Annotated in this window: 13 protein-coding genes; 3 read left to right on the plus strand and 10 right to left on the minus strand. The window is 53.4% G+C overall.

Annotation, left to right across the window (positions count from 1 at the left end):
* Window positions 1-63 precede the first annotated feature (63 nt).
* The 7 genes from KK062_RS11720 to KK062_RS11750 form a co-directional block, all read right to left on the minus strand.
* Window positions 64-1,446, minus strand: a complete 1,383-nt coding sequence (locus KK062_RS11720; RefSeq protein WP_254084487.1) for a DUF4302 domain-containing protein — start codon at window positions 1,444-1,446, stop codon at window positions 64-66.
* Between the two features lie 8 nt (window positions 1,447-1,454).
* On the minus strand, window positions 1,455-2,825 hold the full coding sequence (locus KK062_RS11725) for a zinc-binding metallopeptidase (RefSeq protein ID WP_254084488.1): 1,371 nt from the start codon (window positions 2,823-2,825) through the stop codon (window positions 1,455-1,457).
* Between the two features lie 23 nt (window positions 2,826-2,848).
* Window positions 2,849-4,318, minus strand: coding sequence for a RagB/SusD family nutrient uptake outer membrane protein (locus tag KK062_RS11730; protein WP_254084489.1), 1,470 nt, complete (start codon window positions 4,316-4,318; stop codon window positions 2,849-2,851).
* 18 nt (window positions 4,319-4,336) lie between these two features.
* On the minus strand, window positions 4,337-7,900 hold the full coding sequence (locus tag KK062_RS11735) for a SusC/RagA family TonB-linked outer membrane protein (RefSeq protein ID WP_254084490.1): 3,564 nt from the start codon (window positions 7,898-7,900) through the stop codon (window positions 4,337-4,339).
* 261 nt (window positions 7,901-8,161) lie between these two features.
* Window positions 8,162-9,253 (minus strand): FecR family protein, encoded by a 1,092-nt coding sequence (locus KK062_RS11740; protein ID WP_254084491.1) that lies wholly within the window; start codon window positions 9,251-9,253, stop codon window positions 8,162-8,164.
* 38 nt (window positions 9,254-9,291) lie between these two features.
* On the minus strand, window positions 9,292-11,115 hold the full coding sequence (locus KK062_RS11745; protein WP_254084492.1) for a T9SS-dependent choice-of-anchor J family protein: 1,824 nt from the start codon (window positions 11,113-11,115) through the stop codon (window positions 9,292-9,294).
* A gap of 97 nt (window positions 11,116-11,212) precedes the next feature.
* Window positions 11,213-11,779, minus strand: coding sequence for an RNA polymerase sigma-70 factor (locus KK062_RS11750; protein WP_254084493.1), 567 nt, complete (start codon window positions 11,777-11,779; stop codon window positions 11,213-11,215).
* Between the two features lie 326 nt (window positions 11,780-12,105).
* On the opposite strand from KK062_RS11750, the gene KK062_RS11755 reads away from it, so the two are divergent.
* Window positions 12,106-14,061: a M1 family metallopeptidase gene (locus tag KK062_RS11755; RefSeq protein WP_254084494.1), complete on the plus strand. Its 1,956-nt coding sequence runs from the start codon at window positions 12,106-12,108 to the stop codon at window positions 14,059-14,061.
* 72 nt (window positions 14,062-14,133) lie between these two features.
* Here KK062_RS11755 and KK062_RS11760 read toward each other — a convergent pair whose 3' ends face one another.
* A complete protein-coding gene (locus tag KK062_RS11760; RefSeq protein ID WP_254084495.1) occupies window positions 14,134-14,607 on the minus strand; it encodes a hypothetical protein in 474 nt (157 codons plus the stop codon).
* A 340-nt stretch (window positions 14,608-14,947) separates the two neighbouring features.
* Here KK062_RS11760 and KK062_RS11765 point away from each other — a divergent pair, with 340 nt between their 5' ends.
* Window positions 14,948-17,455, plus strand: a complete 2,508-nt coding sequence (locus KK062_RS11765) for a zinc-dependent metalloprotease (protein ID WP_254084496.1) — start codon at window positions 14,948-14,950, stop codon at window positions 17,453-17,455.
* A gap of 9 nt (window positions 17,456-17,464) precedes the next feature.
* Here the strand turns inward: KK062_RS11765 and KK062_RS11770 are convergent, their stop codons facing one another.
* Both KK062_RS11770 and KK062_RS11775 read right to left on the minus strand, forming a co-directional pair.
* The gene (locus KK062_RS11770; protein ID WP_254084497.1) at window positions 17,465-17,956 is read right to left on the minus strand and encodes a PAS domain-containing protein; all 492 of its coding nucleotides are present in this window, start codon (window positions 17,954-17,956) and stop codon (window positions 17,465-17,467) included.
* A gap of 25 nt (window positions 17,957-17,981) precedes the next feature.
* A complete protein-coding gene (locus KK062_RS11775) occupies window positions 17,982-18,254 on the minus strand; it encodes a cysteine-rich CWC family protein (RefSeq protein ID WP_317195770.1) in 273 nt (90 codons plus the stop codon).
* Window positions 18,255-18,377: 123 nt separating this feature from the next.
* On the opposite strand from KK062_RS11775, the gene KK062_RS11780 reads away from it, so the two are divergent.
* Window positions 18,378-18,812, plus strand: coding sequence for a hypothetical protein (locus tag KK062_RS11780; protein WP_254084498.1), 435 nt, complete (start codon window positions 18,378-18,380; stop codon window positions 18,810-18,812).
* The last annotated feature ends 26 nt before the right edge of the window (window positions 18,813-18,838 follow it).

Here is an 18,838-nt window from a genome sequence, read left to right on the forward strand (position 1 = left end):
TAAGTAAGCCCTGCCGGGCAAAACTGCCCGACAGAACTACACTAACCTAACTAACAGTATTTTTTAGTTGCCTAAGATGCCGGCAACGGTGAAGTCAACGTTTTCATTGCTATAAAGACCGCCGATGAGGTCGAAACCACCGGCGATGTAGGGTAAGGCAAAGGTATCGTCTTCGAGGTGTTGCAGCATGGTGCGCATCTCGAAGGAGATGATGTTGGCACTTTCGTTCGAACGCACCGACGTCAGGTCGAGCGTACCATCGGCCGAAATGGTATACGAATATACCCATTGCGCAATAAGCGGGTATCGGTTAATCCCATCCTGCACTTGGGACAGGTATACATTATACGCGATCTCCTGGTTGATCGGATCAAACACAAAAAACATTTCGTGCAGACCAATGGGAGTCGAGCGTTGATCCAACTCGGCGGCGGCCATGTCGTAGATGTCAACAAAGTCGCGGGATTGTCCCGGTATTCTGTTTACGTATGGATTTGCCGGGATGGCAATCACCTTGTAGTCCCGGCCGATGACGGACGCCAGCGTCGTGGTAGGCTCCAGGATGAGCGGGTCGGTGTCATTGTATAATGCCACCGGATTGGTCAGCTGTGCTGTGTAGACGCCGTTGTCTGCATCCCAGTGCAGTGCCTGAATGCTATAGCCATCGATTTGCAACGCATCACGCAACCACACTCCATCCAGGGATATGGTGAACGGCGTTCGGAAGGTAACGATCTGGCTATTGTCGGCCGAGAGGTACTGCGTGCCAAAGATCTTGCGTGTGACTTCGAAGCCGACGGGCAATACTTTGCCATTGGGCAACTCCAGGCGCAGGCCGGTGTTGGCTGTCGCGTACGCTTTGGTGGCTTCCAGGATGGCGTTTATCTGGTCGTCGGCGATTTGCGCCTTCTCTTCCGCGGTGGCTTTTATCAACACCAGCTCATTGGCGTAGCGCAGGCCTTTCATAATGACACTATCTCCCGCCGTACGGACAAATGTGAACTCGAAATCAGACAGGAGGCCCGCGCCGTTCGTGCCGCCGCTTGTCTCGCCGTCGGGATCCGCCGGCAGGTGAATATAGGAATAGGTCTCGAAGGTGAGCGTGATCTTTTGCAATGCTTTCAACACCCACGTACTGGATTTAGACGTAGTCGCCGTCGTTTCATTGAAGTCCGAAAACATCGTCACATTACCATCTTCATTAAACTGGAAGTGATAGAAGTAGCCGCCGCCCGCGCCGGTGTAAAGCATGGCACGCCAGCCATGGGGAGCGCTTGTGAGCAGTGTATCATATTCTACCAGAGCCTCGCGGATACGGTCGTCTGTCGACTCGCCGAAGATGGTTTCATAGTCCCGATCGCAGGCTGCCATAGACAGTGCGGCCGCTGCGATCACCAGGACATGAAGTATAGTGCGATAAGAAGGTATGAATTTATATAAAAACATAGTCATTGTCAGTTAGCAAGGATACCAAATGTGGAACCATTGTTCGGTTCGTTGACAGGGTACAATCCAACCCAACCACTGCCCGGGCAGGATGTACGTTCCCATTCGAACTTGAACTGGTTGAGAAAGAAGTAGTCGACCAGGTGGTAGGCTTCGTGCTCTTGCAGCCACTGTCCGGCTTCGTTGGGTGAATAGTCATAGAACAGTGAATAGGATCCGTTATCCTGGGGAACGATCTCGAAGTTGAACGTTGCCATGACATATTCGCGCTCGCCGGCAGCATTGGTACGGCGATAGTATCGTTGCAGTTGAAGGTGCGTTTCGTCGGTGAAGACGAGGCGGAAGTATAATTCCAGTTGATAGCCCTTCTGTTCTGCCACGGCGTTATAGTCCAGTACAAACGCTTCGCCGAAGCCTTGCGGATAGGTATATCGTGACAGGTCGAACTCCAGGGCGACGGAGTCTTTACCAAAGCCCCAAACATCGAACACAGGGGGCAGCTCGGGTTCCGGTGTGGCGGGTGCCAGCTCCTCCAGGGCTTCCTGAACACGCGTCTGTAGCGTTGTGAAATTGATATTGAATTTCTCCTGGAAGTAGTCTATCACCATTTGCTCTTTGCGGCGAATGAGGGCGCGGGAGGCGCCGCTTGTTTCACACGACAGAATGCGTTCGTAGCCTTCCTTGCCTTCGATCAGCATGGTGGCCACCATTTCCACAAAGTCTTCGTTGGGCGACAGCATCGCATACGAGGTAATATAACCGCGCAAGCGCGCTTCGGCTGTCGGTATAGTTGCCCAGTTCGCGGTATAGCTGCCGGCCGTCACTTCTTTAAACTCGGCCTGGTAGTTAATGGTTTGGTTCAGAATGTGACCGAACTCGTGCTCTACCGTGTGCATGAGGTCCTTTATTCCTTCGCGATCGTCGGCTTGAAATTCGTTTACCACAAACAATACGACTTTGCGCCCGCCTTCGGCTGTGCCGATGGTACGGGAGCCGTCCTGGTTATAGTTGGCGCTGCCGACAAGCAGGAATTGCTTGGGACAATATTCTTTCATGAACTCCGGATCGGCAACCTGGTTGTAGGTGTCGATCCATACCCGCCTGACGACATCCATGACGTTGCGCACTTTTGCGACGTCGGGAGGCGTAAGCGTTTTATAGGGGTCGAGCTCGGAGTTGTCCCAGCGGTATTTTACCTGAATGTTGTAAGGCTCGGTAAAGGTGTTACGGATCCACGTATCGAGCTCGGTTTCCGGGCGATTGTTGTCGCCGGTAACATAGTCGATGTCGCTTTCCTTTACATCGTTGTACGGGTCACTGCACGACGCGCCCAGTAGCGCGATCGTGAGGAGGCAGGTGAAGATCTGTTTATGTGCCATACGTTTATGCCGTTTCATGTTGATTATCGGGGATTGGGCTCAAGACCGGCCAGCGTGATCGCTTCTGCCGGCAGCTGTAGCGCACGACGTGGGTCGCCAGGCTTCAGCTCGTAGCGTTCGCCGTCACGCGTGGTATGTACCACGGTGATGTTGTGACGGCGGATGTCGAACCAGCGCATGCCTTCGTGTATAAACTCCGCACGACGCAAGTCGAGCACCGCGCGCAGTGTTGCTTTCTGGTTGTTGGTCTCGCCATAAAAATTATACAGTCTGTTAGCGGACAGGTTGTGATATTGCGGCACGTAACCGCTCACGCGCTTGCTTACCCAGAGGTTCATATCGGCCAGCGCCTCTTCGGTGCGCTCCAGTTGGGCATAGGCCTCCGCGCGGCTCAGCAATGCTTCCTCCGCAGTGAATAACGGAATGAAGGTATACGAGAAACCTGTATTCGCGTTTGTGCTCGTCCGTACAAAATGCTCGCGGTATTTGGGTACGGCATAGATTTGGTTGGAGTTGGAGATGAGCGAGTAGGCATAGTTGCCCCCCGTGGGGTTGGGTGCCATAATCTCACGCATGCGGTTGATGCCCGTGCTATACCGCAGGATGCGGAAGCTGACAAACCAGTTGGATATACAGCCTGTCAGCAACAGGTTGGCTTTTTCCGTCGAGCGTGTATAGGCTGCCATCATTTGTTCGGCCGAATAGGTACCATAGGTCGAATTCCACGGACGCAGGTTGGCGGCAAAGTCGCCATTGTTGAAAACTTTGCCGGCGTGCTCGATCACTTTATTCCAGTCGCGTTTGAACAGATAGAAACGCGCGGCAAACGTCTGGGCGGCAGCACGGGTAAAGTGATAGTGCGGCACGCCGGAAGCGTCGGCATCCTCCGTTACATATTCTTCGTCGTTGATCAGGGGAAGCGCCTCCACGAGGTCTTTCTCGATCATCTCATATACCGACTGTACGGTGCCACGGGTATAACCTTTCAGCGATTCCGTTTCGGGCTCCGTTACATACGGTATACCCGGCAGATAGGCCGCCGTAAGAGGATCGTACTGTTGCGAAAAGAGGTTTACCAGCATGAAGTGCGCATAGGCACGACAAATAAGCCCCTCTCCTCTTTCGGCGTTATATTCTGCGGAGCTGCCAGCTTGCTCGATCGCCTGCAAAGCATGGTTCGCCGCCGCAATGGCGGAGTAACACGTGTTCCAATAGTTCTCGGGCGAGTCTTGCGACGAGGCCGTGATGTCGCGCCAGAAGTAGGCGTCGGTATTGATTACGTCTTGTGACTGGCTGAGGTTATCTTCAACGTTGTCGGACATCGCCTCGCAGAACGGCATGTAGTTACCGTCGGGGTAGGCCGTAACCAACACTTCGGAGATCTTCTCCTTGGAGTCGAGCTGGGTGCGGTTGTCGGGAATCTTTGATAGAAAGTCCTCGCAGCCCGCCAGGACGATGCCTGTTACCAGTAGTATAGAGCGATATAGTTTCATCGTGCGTATGGTAAAAGGTTAGAGGGTCAGTTTTAACGTGGCCGTGATCTGTTTTGGCACGGGCATGGCCACACCGCCGGAGCTATAGAACTCGGGGTCCTGGCCATAAAGCCGTTTGTCTGCGTACAACAGCAACAGGTTCGTGCCGGTGACGGTAAGTGACGCTGCCTTCAGGCCGGTCGTTGACAACAACGTGGCCGGAAGGTTGTAGGCCAACGACACCGTACGCATGCGGACGAACCCCCCGTCGGCTACGCGGGCCGTAGAGTAGTTGTAGCTGTTATATGGGTAGCCCGCCGTGAGGTTGGCCAGCGACGTGCGGTCGAGAATAGACGGTATGTTGGTAAACCGTTCGTCACCCGGCAACACCCAGCGGTCGAGGAACTCGCGCGGCATGGCATCAAGGTCGGAGTACGCCGTTTTGAAGACTGGATTGAGGCGTATCTTATTACCAGCCTGGTACGTCAGGAATACGTTTAGCGTAAAGGCTTTATATCGGAAGGTATTCGACACACCGCCGGTCACGGTAGGATCAATCGCGCCTTCGTACTTCAGGTATTGCACATTGGGGTCCTGTAGAAACACATCGGAACTGAGGTTGCCTTCGTGATCGATGAACCGCGGCATGCCCGACTCCGGATCGAGCCCCTGGAAATCGACGGAAAATAACCCGCGTACCGGGTATCCATTCATCGCCCCCCCGTCGGGGAAGACCAGGTTGAAGATACGAGGCTCGTTCTTCAGCGAGGTGATCTCCGTCTTGTTGTAGCTGAACACATAGTTGGCATTCCAGCCCCAATCGCCGCGGTTCAAGAGTGTTGCACCCAACGTCAGGTCTACACCGTGCGACTTCATGTCGGCATAGTTGATGGCCTTGTATGGCTCACCCCCGATGCCCGATGTTTTGATGATGCTGATCAGGTCGAACTGGTTGCGCTTGTATACGTCGGCCGTCAGGACGAAGGTATTCAGGAAGCCCACGTTGACACCTACGTTTAGCTCGTACTGTTTCTCCCACGTCAGGTCGGAGTTCTTGAGACTTTCGATACCGATAAGCGACTCTGTGTCGGTAAGGTACGGGCGGCGGGTGGTGCCGCTGCGGAAAACAACAGTAGCATTGTTGGCATTGCCCGTGTTGGCAGTCAGGCCGTAACCAGCTTTGACGGTAAGGAAATCGATGGCACGAAGATTCTGCATAAACTTCTCCGTGTCGACGTTCCACGCGGCGCTGACGTTCCAGGTGGGCAGCCAGCGGGCCGTGGACGATTCGCCGAGGCGATTGGAGCCGTCCATGCGGACCGTGGCGTTTAATACATATTTACTGTTGTATGAATAGGTGGCCCCGCCATAGAAGCTGGCGTAGCGTTCGTAACCATAGCCCATGCCGAAGTAGTTGAAGTTGGCTTCCAGCATTTGCTTCAGGATAAGATAGTCCGTATACGGCACGCCGCCACGGCTGTACTGGTAACCAAAGCCGTTGTTAAACGATGTCCGACGGTCGACCTGCCGCAGCTCCTGCCCCACCACGAGGTTGGCGTTGTGAATACCAAACGTGTGGTTCCAGGTGAGCTGATTCTTGAGGTAGTAGCTGATCATCTTATCGTCTGTGCGGTTGTAGAAACCACCTTGCGGCAGTACCACCACGGGGTCGACGTTCGGATACTCGGGGTTCCAGTATAAGAACTTGTTTCCCTGACGGATGAGCTGTGTGCCATTGGCACGGTATGCCTCGGCCATATTGGAACCCTCCTCTACTTTGTGCTCGGTCACGGTGTTTACTGAACGGGCCGAGCCGACAAAGTCATACTTCAGACCTTTCAGAATCTGGTAATTGAGCTCTCCCTGCAGCTTGAAGTCGAGCTGGTCGAGGTCGATGTAGTTTTTATCTACTTCGTTGAGAATGTTGAACGGCGCATAGTTGCGGGTAAAATATTCGCGGCTGCCGTCTTCATTATACGCGGTGAGCGCCCGGCTGGTGTTGATAGCGTAACTGAAGGGGTTGATATCGAAGTCGCGATCATACCCACCTTCTACTACGTTGGCTTGTCGCGAAACGGTGCCGGGGGCGCGTTGGTCGCGTACGGAGCCGGTGGCAATGATACCAAAGCTGATCTTGTCGGACACCCGGAAGTTACCGCGCGCATTGGCGGTATAACGCTTGACGTTGTCGGCAATGGACCAGCCGTTGTCGTTGTAGTAGCTGGTGGAGAAGTATAGTTGCGACGACTCCGTGCCCGACGACACTCCCAGGGAGTGTTCTTGTACGAACGAGTTATCAAAGAGCTCGTCGAACCAATCGGTGTTGGCCAGTGCGTAGCGATTCAGGTAGGCCCGGCGGGCGGCGTCGGTATTGTCCAGCTGGAAGCCATCCTCGCCGTCGTAGGTACCGTTGATGAGGTCGTACATCTTGGTATAGATGCCCCCGTCGCGCAGGTTGGAGACATCGGCGTGGTTGAGCAGACCTTTGCGCTCCATTTCCGTATAGACCGACATCTGGTCTACCGAATTGAGAATGTTATAGCTGTTGTAGCTGGGCTTGAGGTATGATGAGAAGTTACCGGTATAGGTAACGAGCGGCTTACCCACACGGCCTTTTTTGGTGGAGATCACGATCACACCGTCTTTCGCGCGGGCACCGTACAATGCCGTGGCCGAAGCGTCTTTCAGAATGGTGATCTTCTCGATGTCGTCGGCATTCAAGCCGGCCACGGAGGACCCGATCAGGGTGCTGGGGTCGCCGGTGGTGAGTTGCTCCGCCGATACATTGACGACGTCTTCCAACACCACGCCGTCGATTACCCAGAGTGGCTTGTTGTCGCCGGTAATAGACGTTGCGCCACGAATGCGGATCTTGGGTGCGGCACCAAAGGTACCGGATACGTTTTGTACGGACACACCCGCAGCCCGGCCTTGCAGCATGCGGCTGACGTCGACGGTACCTTCTGTCTTGATGTCTTTCGCATCGAGGCTGACGACGGAACCGGTAAACAGACGCTTGTCAACTTCCTGGTAACCGGTGGATACCACGGTGACTTCGCTCAACGTAGCGATGTCTTCTTTCATCGGTACGTCTACCGTTGTTTGCGACTGAATCAATATCTCTACCGGTGAGTAGCCGATAAACGTAAAGACGAGTATGGAGCCACTTTCCACTTCCAGGGTATACTCGCCGTTGGCGTTGGTAATAGTGCCTTTACCCGAGCCTTTGACGGTGACGTTCACACCGGGCAATGGTTGACTGTCGGCAGCCCCTGTAACACGGCCGCGTACGATGACGGGCGGGGCATTGCGCGGGGCGATGACGATGAGCTTTTCATCCAGCATTTTATAGGTCAGACTGGTGGGCGCAAGCAGGCGTGACAGCACGCTTGCCAGCGGTTCGTTCTTCGCCGTGACCGACACGCGTTTGTTTAAATCCGTAAAGGCGTCATTGAAAAAGAACGAATACTCACTTTCCTTTTCAATGGCCCGGAAAGCTTCGCGCAGGGTTACATTGTTTAGCTCCAGGCTAAGGTTTTGCGAATGGGCGTTGCTTGCCACGGCAACCCCTATCGGAATCATGAGTAAAAGCCAGATTTTCATAACCACCGTTATTTTATTCAATACCGACCAGGCACAGGCTTGGCCGTATCTTAAATTTTTCATAGAATTAAGATGGGTTTTGGTTAACAAAAAGAAGGTAGGCCTTCGCCCGAAAGGACGAGGCAGACTGTTTTCCAGCCCTTCAGGATCAGAAGATGTGACAGCATCTTTTGGTCCCTTTTTTTGAGCTCTGGGACTATGTGTGGTGGCTGTACAGATGGTTCATAGTTGGTGTTTTAGGTTCGTTATGATAAAATGGTTTTACGGATTTTGCAGCGACCGATACTTCGAGGTCGATGACTTGTCTTCGCGCAACGTCACTTTTTTCTCATCGATGGTGAAGGCCACCGGCGATGTAAGCGACAGGGCTTTCAGCACCTGCTCGAGGCTTAGTTGCCGTAGGCGACCGGTGTACCGGTAGTTCTCCAGCGTCTTCCCCTCAAAGTTTATTTTGATATCATACAGGCGCTCCAGCTTGCGGGCCAGTTCGAGCAGCGACTCGCCTTGTACGGACAACCAGCCATCTTTCCAGGCTGTTTCCATTTCAGCATCGACTCCCCGATCCACGGTATAGCGGTAGTTGCCGGAGAAGGCCGGCCCGCTGTTTGTCGTGCGGAATGCCGTTACTTTTTCGTTAGGCTTGAGCATAATCACTTCGGTAGCGCCGGTGTCACTCTTGCGTTCGATGCGAACAGAACCATGCACCAGCGTGGTAATGACACGATCATCATCGGCATAGGCCCTGACGTTAAAGGCCGTACCGAGCACGGCTACATCGTAGAGCGGCGTGCGTACGCGAAAGGGCATGGTGCTTTTCACAACGTCGAAGAAGGCTTCTCCTTCGAGAGCCAGGTTGCGATTGTCTATACCAAAACTTTCATCAAACGATAGGCGGCTTTTGGCATTGAGCCATACCGTCGAGCTGTCGGGCAGGGTGATGCGCGTCTTCGAGCCGGGTGGCGCTTCAATGACCGTTAACGCAACGGCAGCGCCTGTGCCCGATGCCGGGCTGCTCAACTTCCAGCCGGTGAAGAATGCGACGCCTACACATATGGCAATGATGGCGGCATACCGAAACCACGGTGCCACCAGGCGCCTGGATTTACTGTCGGCAGGTACCTGATGTTGAATACGGTTCCAGACGGTCTGCCAGTCCTGGCCGGTGTCGATCTGGCCATACGGCAGCCCTTCGAGCTGCTGCCAGTATTTTTTTACCTGGGCATACTCCAACTGGAACTGGCTGTCGGCCTGTAACGCTTCCCAGGCCAGCTGTTCTTCCGGATCGAGGCTGCTGCCGCTGAGGACTTTGGCCGCCAGGTGCCACTTGCGCTCGTGTTCATCGTGCTCTTGCATAACTTATAAGAATGGTTGCTCTGTTTTCTCTAAGGGGATCAATGTGTTATGATCAGCTTGCGCGTAGCGCTCGTACCGTAGCCATCGGCTTGCAGTATATACATACCAGCCCGTGCCTGCGAAACGTCCAGCGACACGCGGCGTTTGCCGGCCCCGACGGTATATTCCTGCGCCTGCACCGTGTGACCCAGCAGGTCGCGCAGGTATACTTGCACCGTTCCTGGTCGACCGGTCGCCAGGTCAAATGATACTGTATTGGACGTTGGATTGGGGAATGGTTCCGACAGTTGCAGCAAGGCTTTTTCTTCTTCCGTGCCGACGGGGCGACCATACGTAAAGTCCATAATCACGACGCCGGTGCCATCATATTGGTTGTCATTGTCTTCGCCGCTGCCCAGATCGCTTACGCGGATATAGATTTTGCGGCCGGCCGTGACGGGAAAGTCGGCGATGATGGAACGTGTCTGGCCGTCGTCGATGTCGTCACTACACGCCAGTTGTTTCATATTTTCATCGACAATGGCGGCGATTGTATTAAACCGCGAGTTGGTGAGATCGACGGTGATGATACCATCCTGGGACGGCACAAAATAATACCATACCGAGTGGATCCGTCTGTGGCCGAAGTTATGACAATATACCACGGAGTCATATTGGGGTTCATACGAGGCCATCATCGTAGAGGTGCCATAGCGGGCCGACACCTGCGAGAGCTCTGCGGCATCAGCGAAGTTATCGTTGGGGACGACCGGCGGCACAATATCAACGGTTCCAAAATACGACGACACCGAGGGTGTGTATTCCACACCATTCACGACGTAGCGGAGGACGCTAATGTCGAACTCAGGATACGGATATGTCAGCTGGCGCGTTTCGTCCACCTTGAATCGGATATACATATACGGGTCGCCTCCCAGGGGGATATTCATGTCGCCCGTAATGGTAAAGGTTTGCCCGGGATTTTCGATCGAGCCAAAGCGTGGCACCAATTCGTTTATGAAATCGTCATTGGTTACAAGCTCGTAGGGTGTTTGGTAGAAAATGATCTCTTTAATAAACGAAAGATCGGTTGTGCCGTCGAGCGAAAAAGTCATCTCCGTAAGGTGGGCTTCATCATAGTCGCCGGCCATAACCAGCTCTGCCGCGCCACCGATAATTACTTCACGGCCTTGTACGACGGGTGGCTGCGGTGGCGTCGTGGCCTGACGCAGAATAGCATCTTTAATGTATACACGCTGCATGGGGCGCACCTCTACGTCGTCAATCAGCCAAATGCCGGACGTGCCTTCGGGCCCAACATTCGCCGAATGCACAAAGGCAAAGTGTATTGGCACGCCTTCATACGCTGATAAGTCGATGCGTAGTTTGTATTCGTCGCCGGCGGATGGCGGCATTTCAGCCTCTGTATAGGCCTTTAAAATTTCTGTAAAAGACTCCGGCGCACGTGCGTCGGTACGCGAGATCCGTACATAAAACATATCACCCGTCTCAAAGTAAGAGCGGCGCGCATTAAACATCAGGTAATCGCCGGCGACGGGTGTGATCTGCGGCGACATCAGCCAATCTTCGTCGACCATGCCTTCTTTGGTAGCCTCTTGCGGCGAGAGTACATATTGATTGATGCCCAGGCCCGGCCGGTCTACAAACCAGGAAGGCGACGGGTCGCCAATACCGCCCCCATTTTGCCAGACGGCCCAACCGGGAGGCAAGGAGTAAGCATAGTCGCGATTATTAAAGTCCTCGAAGAAAGTTTGCTGCGCATGTACCGCGGAGCCTGCCATCATGAGCAGGAGCCATGCGAGGCGGGAAATGTTGTTATACCACGGACGACAGGTATGCGGGCCAGAGTAGAGTTGCTGCATAGAAGTTCTTAGGCTTAGGAATACGATAAACTGTCCCCAAGACAGGAAATTTTGCAGCACCCCCTAAAGACCTCCAGAAAATTTTCCTATTTCTTTTTTAACCCCACGAAACGAGCATCAGGAAAAGCGATATCAATATCTCCCGTAAACGTTTTAGTGCGATCGAGATCTGGGCTTCGACGGTTTTGACGGATAGTTGCAGGCGATCGGCGATGGCCTGGTTGGAAAGTTTCTCCATGCGGCTGAAGTAAAAGATCTGCCGGCATTTGTCGGGCAGGCGGTCGATGGCCTGCATGAGCAAGTGCTCTTGTTCGGCCACGAGCATCAGCTCGAGGGCGTTGTCGTTGGATACTTCGGACACGGTATAATCACGCAGTTTGCGTTGTGCTACTTTGGACGATGCGAGCACATTGAGACACGCGTTGCGCACGCCCGCGTATAAGTATGTCTTGAGGGAGAAGCGGATGGTGACGTCGTGACGTTTGGACCAAAAACGCACAAAGAACTCTTGCACGATCTCTTTCGCCTCTTCGACGTCGCCGCCGGTATACTTCATGGCAAACAGGGTCAGCGGTCTATAATAGGTATCGAATATGACCTTAAAAGCCTGCTCGTGCCCTTCGCGTAAATGCCTGATCAGATCCTCTTCAGAATACTCTTTCACCGTGCTGTTCGCGTTTGTCTTTAGGAGGGTGGGGTCATCCAAACGATAAAATTATCAATCTTACTCTTTAAACCGTAGAAAAATTTTGTAAAAGACTTGCCGGCGAAATTAAAAGGCGCTGCAATTCCTTTTCTGCTAACGTTGTTATGACATCTGTTTCCGCGAACAGGCTTGTTATTCCAATTTGGAGACCAGACTCATGCCAGGGGTTAAAGAGCTGCGCCAGCAAACAGGTGAGCACGTGCCAGCAGATAAAAAGACTGGTGTAAACGGTGTATTTGCAGTATTATGCAGCAACATTAACCAAACTCTTTTCGAGCAACGACATGAATCTCATCAAAATCCCATTGTTCTTCTGCTGCCTGCTGGCAGCGACGTTGGCGGCATTTGCCCAGCAATCTTCGCCGTACGATCAGCACCAGGCCTTTGCGCCTTTTTTCTACCCCAGCTATGGTGATAAAGTGCGTGCGGCCGACGGCACGCCCGGCCCCGAATACTGGCAGAACCGCGCCGATTATAAAATAGACGCCACGCTGAACGATGCCATTCACAGCATTACGGGCAGTGTAACGATTACGTATACCAACAACAGCCCGCAGGCGCTGTCGTTTGTGTGGCTGCAACTGGACCAAAACATCTACAACCCCAAGTCGCGGGGTGTAGCGACTACCGCGATAAGCGGCGGCCGTTGGGCTAACCGCAACTTTGACGGTGGCTATACGCTGCAGGCTGTGAAAGTAGAGCAGGATGGCAAAGAGACGGAAGCCAATTATACCGTAGAGGATACACGCATGCAGATCAAGCTGGCCAGGCCCATCAAGGCGCAGGGCGGCAAACAGGTCTTTAAGATCAACTTCTCGTTCTCCATTCCGGAATATGGCACCGACCGCATGGGCCGCCTGCAGACACAGAACGGCTGGATCTATGAGATCGCACAGTGGTATCCGCGTATGTGTGTTTACGACAACGTAAATGGTTGGAACACGCTGCCCTACCTGGGCCAGGGCGAGTTCTACCTGGAGTATGGCGACATTACCTATAACATCGACGCACCGGTGGGTCACATTGTGGTAGGCTCGGGTGAGCTGCTGAACCCCAAGGAAGTTTTGACCGCCGAACAGCTGAAACGTTGGGCACAAGCCCAGGGCAGCGACAAGACCGTCGCGTTGCGCACCGCCGCCGAAGTAACGGACCCGGCTACACGCCCCAGTGGCAAGACCCGCCTGACCTGGAAGTTTAAGTGCTCCACCACCCGCGACGTAGCATGGGCAGCTTCGAAGTCTTTTGTATGGGATGCTGCCCGCATCAACCTGCCGCAAGGCAAGAAGGCGCTGGCCATGTCGGTATACCCTGTAGAGAGTGCACAAGACACTGCCTGGAACCGCTCAACGGAATATGTGAAGCATTCCATCGAATTTTACTCGAAGTATCTTTACCCGTATACCTACCCGGTTGCCGTGAACGTAGCCGGAGTTGTGGGCGGTATGGAGTATCCGGGCATCGTGTTCTGCGGGGCCCGCGCTGTAAAAGGACAGCTCTGGGGCGTGACCTCGCACGAGTTTGGCCATAACTGGTTCCCGATGATTGTCGGCAGCAACGAGCGCAAGTTTGCATGGATGGATGAAGGCTTCAACACCTATATCAATACGCTGGCGGACGAGCAGTTTAACAACGGTGAGTACAGACGGAATGTTTTCCCGATGCAGTTCCAGACCAACTATGTGTTTCACGACAGCATGGAAACGATCCTGAATATACCGGACGTGGTAGCGGGTCGCAACCTGGGCGGCGTGGCGTACCTCAAGCCGGGTCTCGGTCTGACGCTGTTGCGCACGCAGGTATTGGGCTCGGAGCGTTTTGATAGCGCGATGCGTTATTATACGCACCAGTGGGCATTCAAACATCCTACCCCCTGGGACTTCTTCCACTGCATTGAGAACTACACCGGCGAAACACTGGATTGGTTCTGGCGTGGATGGTATATGTATGACTGGAAGATCGACCAGGCAGTGACCCGCGTGGAGTATGTGGACAACGACCCGGCAAAAGGGGCGATCATTACTATCGCAAACCAACAGAAGATGCCAATGCCGGTGACAGCAGAGATCGTGGAGAGCAATGGTAAGACCAGTCAGGTGAAACTGCCCGTGGAAATTTGGCAGCATGGAAGTATATGGAAGTTCGTCCACAAATCCACAAGCAAGTTGACAAGCGTAACGTTGGATCCGGCGGTGAAGATGCCGGATGTGAATCGGAAGAATAATCAGTGGAAAGGACAGTAGGCAGATAATGAAAGCACCCATGCTGCTATAGGGCAACATGGGTGCTTTGCGGTGTGCTCTTGTGTGTACCCGTTATTTTTTAGGCTGCGGTTTCGCGTTGGGTTGCGGGCTGGTATTGGGGTTCGCGCTGGGTTGTTGTTGAGGTTGCGTCGATGGCGTTGTGCGTTGAGACTCGGGGGTCGGGCTCTGCATCTGTGAGCCTGCAGGCGGGTCTATTTTTGTGCCGCTCTTATCGAAATAGAAGCTACGGGTGTCAGCACCTTCGCCCATGCGCAGCATGTAGCCGTTGTCTGTACGGTTGCGATACAGCATGCCGTTTTCCCAGCCGCTATAATCGTTACCTTTCAGCGTCGAGCGGAGTGAAGACGGTGCTTCGTTTGCGCGAATCTGCATGTAATCACGCTGGTTGTACTGATTGCCAGGCTGCGTGGGTGGATTGTAGGTTGGATCTGTTTGTTTAACACGTGTGGTATCTGTCACCTGTGCTTGTGCCGAAGCCAGGCCCAGGGCCGCCACAGCAACGAATGTAATCATGAAAGTTTTCATAGCATCTTTTTTTGAGTAGAAGAGATATTGTTGTTATTACTGCTGGTAAGTGTAACAAAAGCATGCCACTACCCGCCAGCCATACCGCTTTCCCCACCCGCCGGATGAGCCGGCATTTTTCCCCTAACTGACCGCTATCTTCCACACCTATCATGTTCCACAGTATAATGTGTCGTTCGATTGCATCCACCGTCTCGACGAGTGTTGGCTGTTTTCGTTCAGATGTATGAAAAGCGGACCAATTGACGGAACTCCTCCGCGAGAAAACGGTTATCTTATTTAGAAAATAACTGGAATCATTTTTCAGTTAAGTAATTATCACCATCAGAAAAAACAGCGCATGAGAAGTATTGTATTGCTAGTGGTCGCCGTCTGCTGTCTTGATCTGTGTCCGCAGACCTACGCACAGGATACCACCCAAACGCCTCCTCCCACATTGACGCCCACGTCGCTGCCGTCACCCAGGGTTCTACAGGATACATCCAAGCGCGACTCGCTGGAGCAGCTTACGTCTGCGTCAGTACCGGCGGGTAACTCGCAGTCGATGGCACCGCGTAGCTCAAGTTATTACAGCATTGTCAAGCCAGGTACCATTACCCGCAAAGGGCTTTTCAGCGTGCATAAGCTAGAGGACAAATATTATTTTGAAATACCCGATAGTCTGCTGGGTCGGGACTTGCTGATCGTAAGCCGTATTGCGCAAGGTGCTGCGGGCATTCGCCCGGAATATATCGGCTATGCGGGCGACCAGATCAACTCGCTTATTATACGTTTCGAGAAAGGTCCTAATCATAAGTTATTTCTGCGCCGCATTACCTATGAAGACAACGCCGGCGATAGCAGCACGTCGATGTACACTGCTGTGGTCCGCTCAAATCTGCAACCGCTGACAGCGGCGTTTGGTATCGGTGCGTATGCACCCGGTGGCAAGGGCAGCCTGATCGATGTCACCGAGTACCTGAACGGCAGCAACGATATTTTCTTTTTTAACGCTGCTTCCCGACGGACGATGAAGATCGGCGACGTGCTTTCGAATATGTCCTATATCAAGTCGGTAAATGCTTTCCCGATGAACGTCGAGATCCGTACGATCAAGACGTATAGTCAATCTTCCGGCGATGCCACCTTTACGCTCGAGCTCAATACTTCCATCGTACTGCTGCCGAAGAAGCCCATGCGCAAGCGCTTTGCGGATAAACGCGTTGGTTATTTTACAGAGCGTTATACCGATTACGACGCCAACCCACAAGGTGTCAAGGTGGTGAACTACATTAAGCGTTGGCGTTTAGAACCCAAGCCCGAGGATGTAGAGCGATACGAACGCGGCGAGCTCGTGGAACCACAAAAGCCGATTATATACTACATCGACCCGGCCACGCCGAAGAAGTGGGTGCCTTACCTGATCCAGGGTGTGGAAGACTGGCAGGCCGCTTTTGAGCGGGCGGGATTTAAGAATGCGATCCAGGCGAAAGAGGCACCGAGTGCAGAAGCTAATCCAAATTGGAGTCTCCAGGACGCACGGCATTCGGCCATTGTCTATAAACCTTCATCGTTTGCCAACGCGGCAGGACCGATCATTACCGACCCGCGCAGTGGTGAGATCCTGGAAAGCCACATCAACTGGTATCACAACCTGATGTCTATTCTGCACGACTGGTATATGATACAATGCGGCACGACCGACAAGCGCGCGCAGAAGATGAACTTTGACGATGCGCTGATGGGGCAACTGATTCGCTCGGTTGCCTCGCACGAAGTGGGCCACTCGTTGGGACTTACCCACAACTTCGGCGCCAGCTCTACCGTACCGGTGGCCAGGCTGCGCGACCGGAAGTGGTTGGAAGTAAATGGCCATACCCCCTCCATCATGGACTATTCGCGTTTTAACTATGTAGCGCAGCCCGAAGACAGCGTGACGGAAGCGGGCCTCATTGCCCGCATTGGCGAGTATGACCACTGGGCGATTGAATATGGCTATCGACTCTTTCCCGACATCTCTACATCCGAACGGGAAATTCCTTTTCTCAACGGCCGGATCATTGAACAGATGAAGCAGCCCCAGATGTGGTTTGCGTCGGAATTTTCTACGGACGACCCGCGGGTGCAGACCGAAGATCTTGGGGACAATGCTATGCAAGCCGGCGACCTTGGCATTAAGAATCTCAAGCGGATCGTGCCCCGGCTGGTGGCGTGGACCTATCAGCCGAACGAAGGGTATAAGAATCTGTCGCAGCTATACGGCGGCCTAACGGGGCAGTTTACATACTATATCAGCCACGTGCTGCGTTATGTCGGCGGCACGTACGAAACGATCAAGTCGGCGGAGCAGATTGGTCCCATCTATCGTATTGTACCCGCCGCTGTGCAGCGCGACGCCATGGCTTTTCTCGGACGGCACGTGTTTACGCCCCCAACGTGGTTGCTTGACACGGCTATTCTGGCGCGTACGGGACAAAGCCCAACACAGATCATCACCACCAACCAGGAAATGGTACTCAACACGCTGCTGAGTCAGAATACACTGACCAAGCTTGCGGAATCAGAGGCACTCTACCCTACGCGGGCGTATACGCTGAATGAGTTCATGGACGACCTGGACCGCACGATGTGGACGGAACTGGCAACCTTCTCTACGATCAGTCCGTACCGGCGTGCCTTGCAGCGCTACTACGTCGACAAGCTGGTCGAGCTCAGTAAGAACTCACGAGATATATACGATGCCGACGTGGTGATCCGCAACAAAAAGAGCGAGGTCTTGATTCGTATCAAAAAAGCTTTGACACGCACCAAGGACGCCATGACGGTATATCACCTGCGGTATCTGCAGGACCGGTTGGAAGCGAAATAACATTTCCCTTTATTCGACCGGCAGCGGTACTTCGCGTTCGAACGCGATGAAATGTGTAACGATGTTTTTAGATGTGCTGACGGGCAGGATGTCTACTTCGCAGAGGTACTCGGTACCGTCTTTGCGGTAGTTCATCAGAGCGGCGCGTATGGGTTTCCGTTCGGCTACGGCCTGCCGGATGGCAGCGCGGGTTGCGGTACTGGTGTTGCGCCCTTGTAAGAAGGAGGGACGTTTGTTTTTGGCGAAGGTGGGCGTGTAGCCGGTCATGGATAAGAAGCCCGGACTGGCCCAATGGATGCGCTGTTGCAGATCGGTCACGACAATGGCCTCGTACGGTTTTTTTATAAGATGAGGGATGTCGATCGTCCAGTCAAACCTGGTAGCCAGCGTTGTCAGCATGCGGATCTCCTGGTTTGTATAAAGCTTTTGCATGCCCTGCGCTGCAATATCCCAGCAAAGCAGGGGAAACATCTTGGGTAGCTGTTTCTTTTTTCGCTTCATCACCTTGTACCGTGACTGTTGTGGCTTAGTTGTCAGCCTTATAAAACATGCCCACTATTTTCCTGAGCTTTCTTCTAAACTGCCCTGCATGATACTCTTTTTTTAACTCTTCCATGCATGCGGCACACAGACAATCCGTATACTCCTGACGGAAGTAGGCCAGCTCTTCGTCATTTACGTTTACGGCACTGCATTGGCAAAGCAGGATCGATCCCACTTTACACTCAAACGTTGTCCGGCATCGCGGACAGGATTTTGGCTCATGTTTTACTGCCTCCTGCATTGGTTGGGCAAACATACAGAATTACCTGGAGCCATTACAAAAAGACTCGCCAGCCACCCCTGCCGGGCGTTACACAGCAGGGAATCATGCGCTATAGACCACGGACTTTTCTGTATCTTTGGACACTTTTTTTGTATCATGAGCCTTCGATTTGCAGCCTTAGTCTTTACCTTCTCGTTCTTCACTTTTTCATCTTCCGCCCAGATTGCCCGCGACTTTATGGCAGGTGGCGCCGTTGACCTGATCAAAACCGACAACAACAAGTTTTTGGAGAAGACCCAGGTGAGCCTGGAGTGTAATTACTTTGTGACGCAGCAGTTTACAGGCTCGGCGGGGTTTGAGATCTGGACGAACCAGGGGGTGAGCTTTGCTGTAGGGGGCCGTTGGTTTCCGGTGGAGGAAGCGTTTGTACGGTTTCGGGGGCTCATTGGCGAGAACGACCTGTCGCTGGGCGCCGGGTGGGCCAAGCCCATTAACGACCGGGTGAAGTTCGAAGCCATGGGAGACTTCTATTTTCAGGGCGACTTCGCGATTCGCGCCGGCATTCAGTACATCATACGTCGGCGGAGTTAGTACCCATTGCGGGGAAACCGTTAACT

This window comes from Dawidia cretensis (assembly GCF_018598175.1).
In the GTDB taxonomy this organism is placed as follows: domain Bacteria; phylum Bacteroidota; class Bacteroidia; order Cytophagales; family Cyclobacteriaceae; genus Ohtaekwangia; species Ohtaekwangia cretensis.

Bases quoted from the DNA above. Each gene is read 5' to 3' on its own strand.
- KK062_RS11760 (WP_254084495.1), bottom strand. From the start codon at position 14,607: ATGAAAACTTTCATGATTACATTCGTTGCTGTGGCGGCCCTGGGCCTG.
- KK062_RS11720 (WP_254084487.1), bottom strand. From the start codon at position 1,446: ATGTTTTTATATAAATTCATACCTTCTTATCGCACTATACTTCATGTC.
- KK062_RS11730 (WP_254084489.1), bottom strand. From the start codon at position 4,318: ATGAAACTATATCGCTCTATACTACTGGTAACAGGCATCGTCCTGGCG.
- KK062_RS11765 (WP_254084496.1), top strand. From the start codon at position 14,948: ATGAGAAGTATTGTATTGCTAGTGGTCGCCGTCTGCTGTCTTGATCTG.
- KK062_RS11740 (WP_254084491.1), bottom strand. From the start codon at position 9,253: ATGCAAGAGCACGATGAACACGAGCGCAAGTGGCACCTGGCGGCCAAA.
- KK062_RS11725 (WP_254084488.1), bottom strand. From the start codon at position 2,825: ATGGCACATAAACAGATCTTCACCTGCCTCCTCACGATCGCGCTACTG.
- KK062_RS11780 (WP_254084498.1), top strand. From the start codon at position 18,378: ATGAGCCTTCGATTTGCAGCCTTAGTCTTTACCTTCTCGTTCTTCACT.
- KK062_RS11745 (WP_254084492.1), bottom strand. From the start codon at position 11,115: ATGCAGCAACTCTACTCTGGCCCGCATACCTGTCGTCCGTGGTATAAC.
- KK062_RS11775 (WP_317195770.1), bottom strand. From the start codon at position 18,254: ATGTTTGCCCAACCAATGCAGGAGGCAGTAAAACATGAGCCAAAATCC.
- KK062_RS11755 (WP_254084494.1), top strand. From the start codon at position 12,106: ATGAATCTCATCAAAATCCCATTGTTCTTCTGCTGCCTGCTGGCAGCG.
- KK062_RS11770 (WP_254084497.1), bottom strand. From the start codon at position 17,956: ATGAAGCGAAAAAAGAAACAGCTACCCAAGATGTTTCCCCTGCTTTGC.
- KK062_RS11735 (WP_254084490.1), bottom strand. From the start codon at position 7,900: ATGAAAATCTGGCTTTTACTCATGATTCCGATAGGGGTTGCCGTGGCA.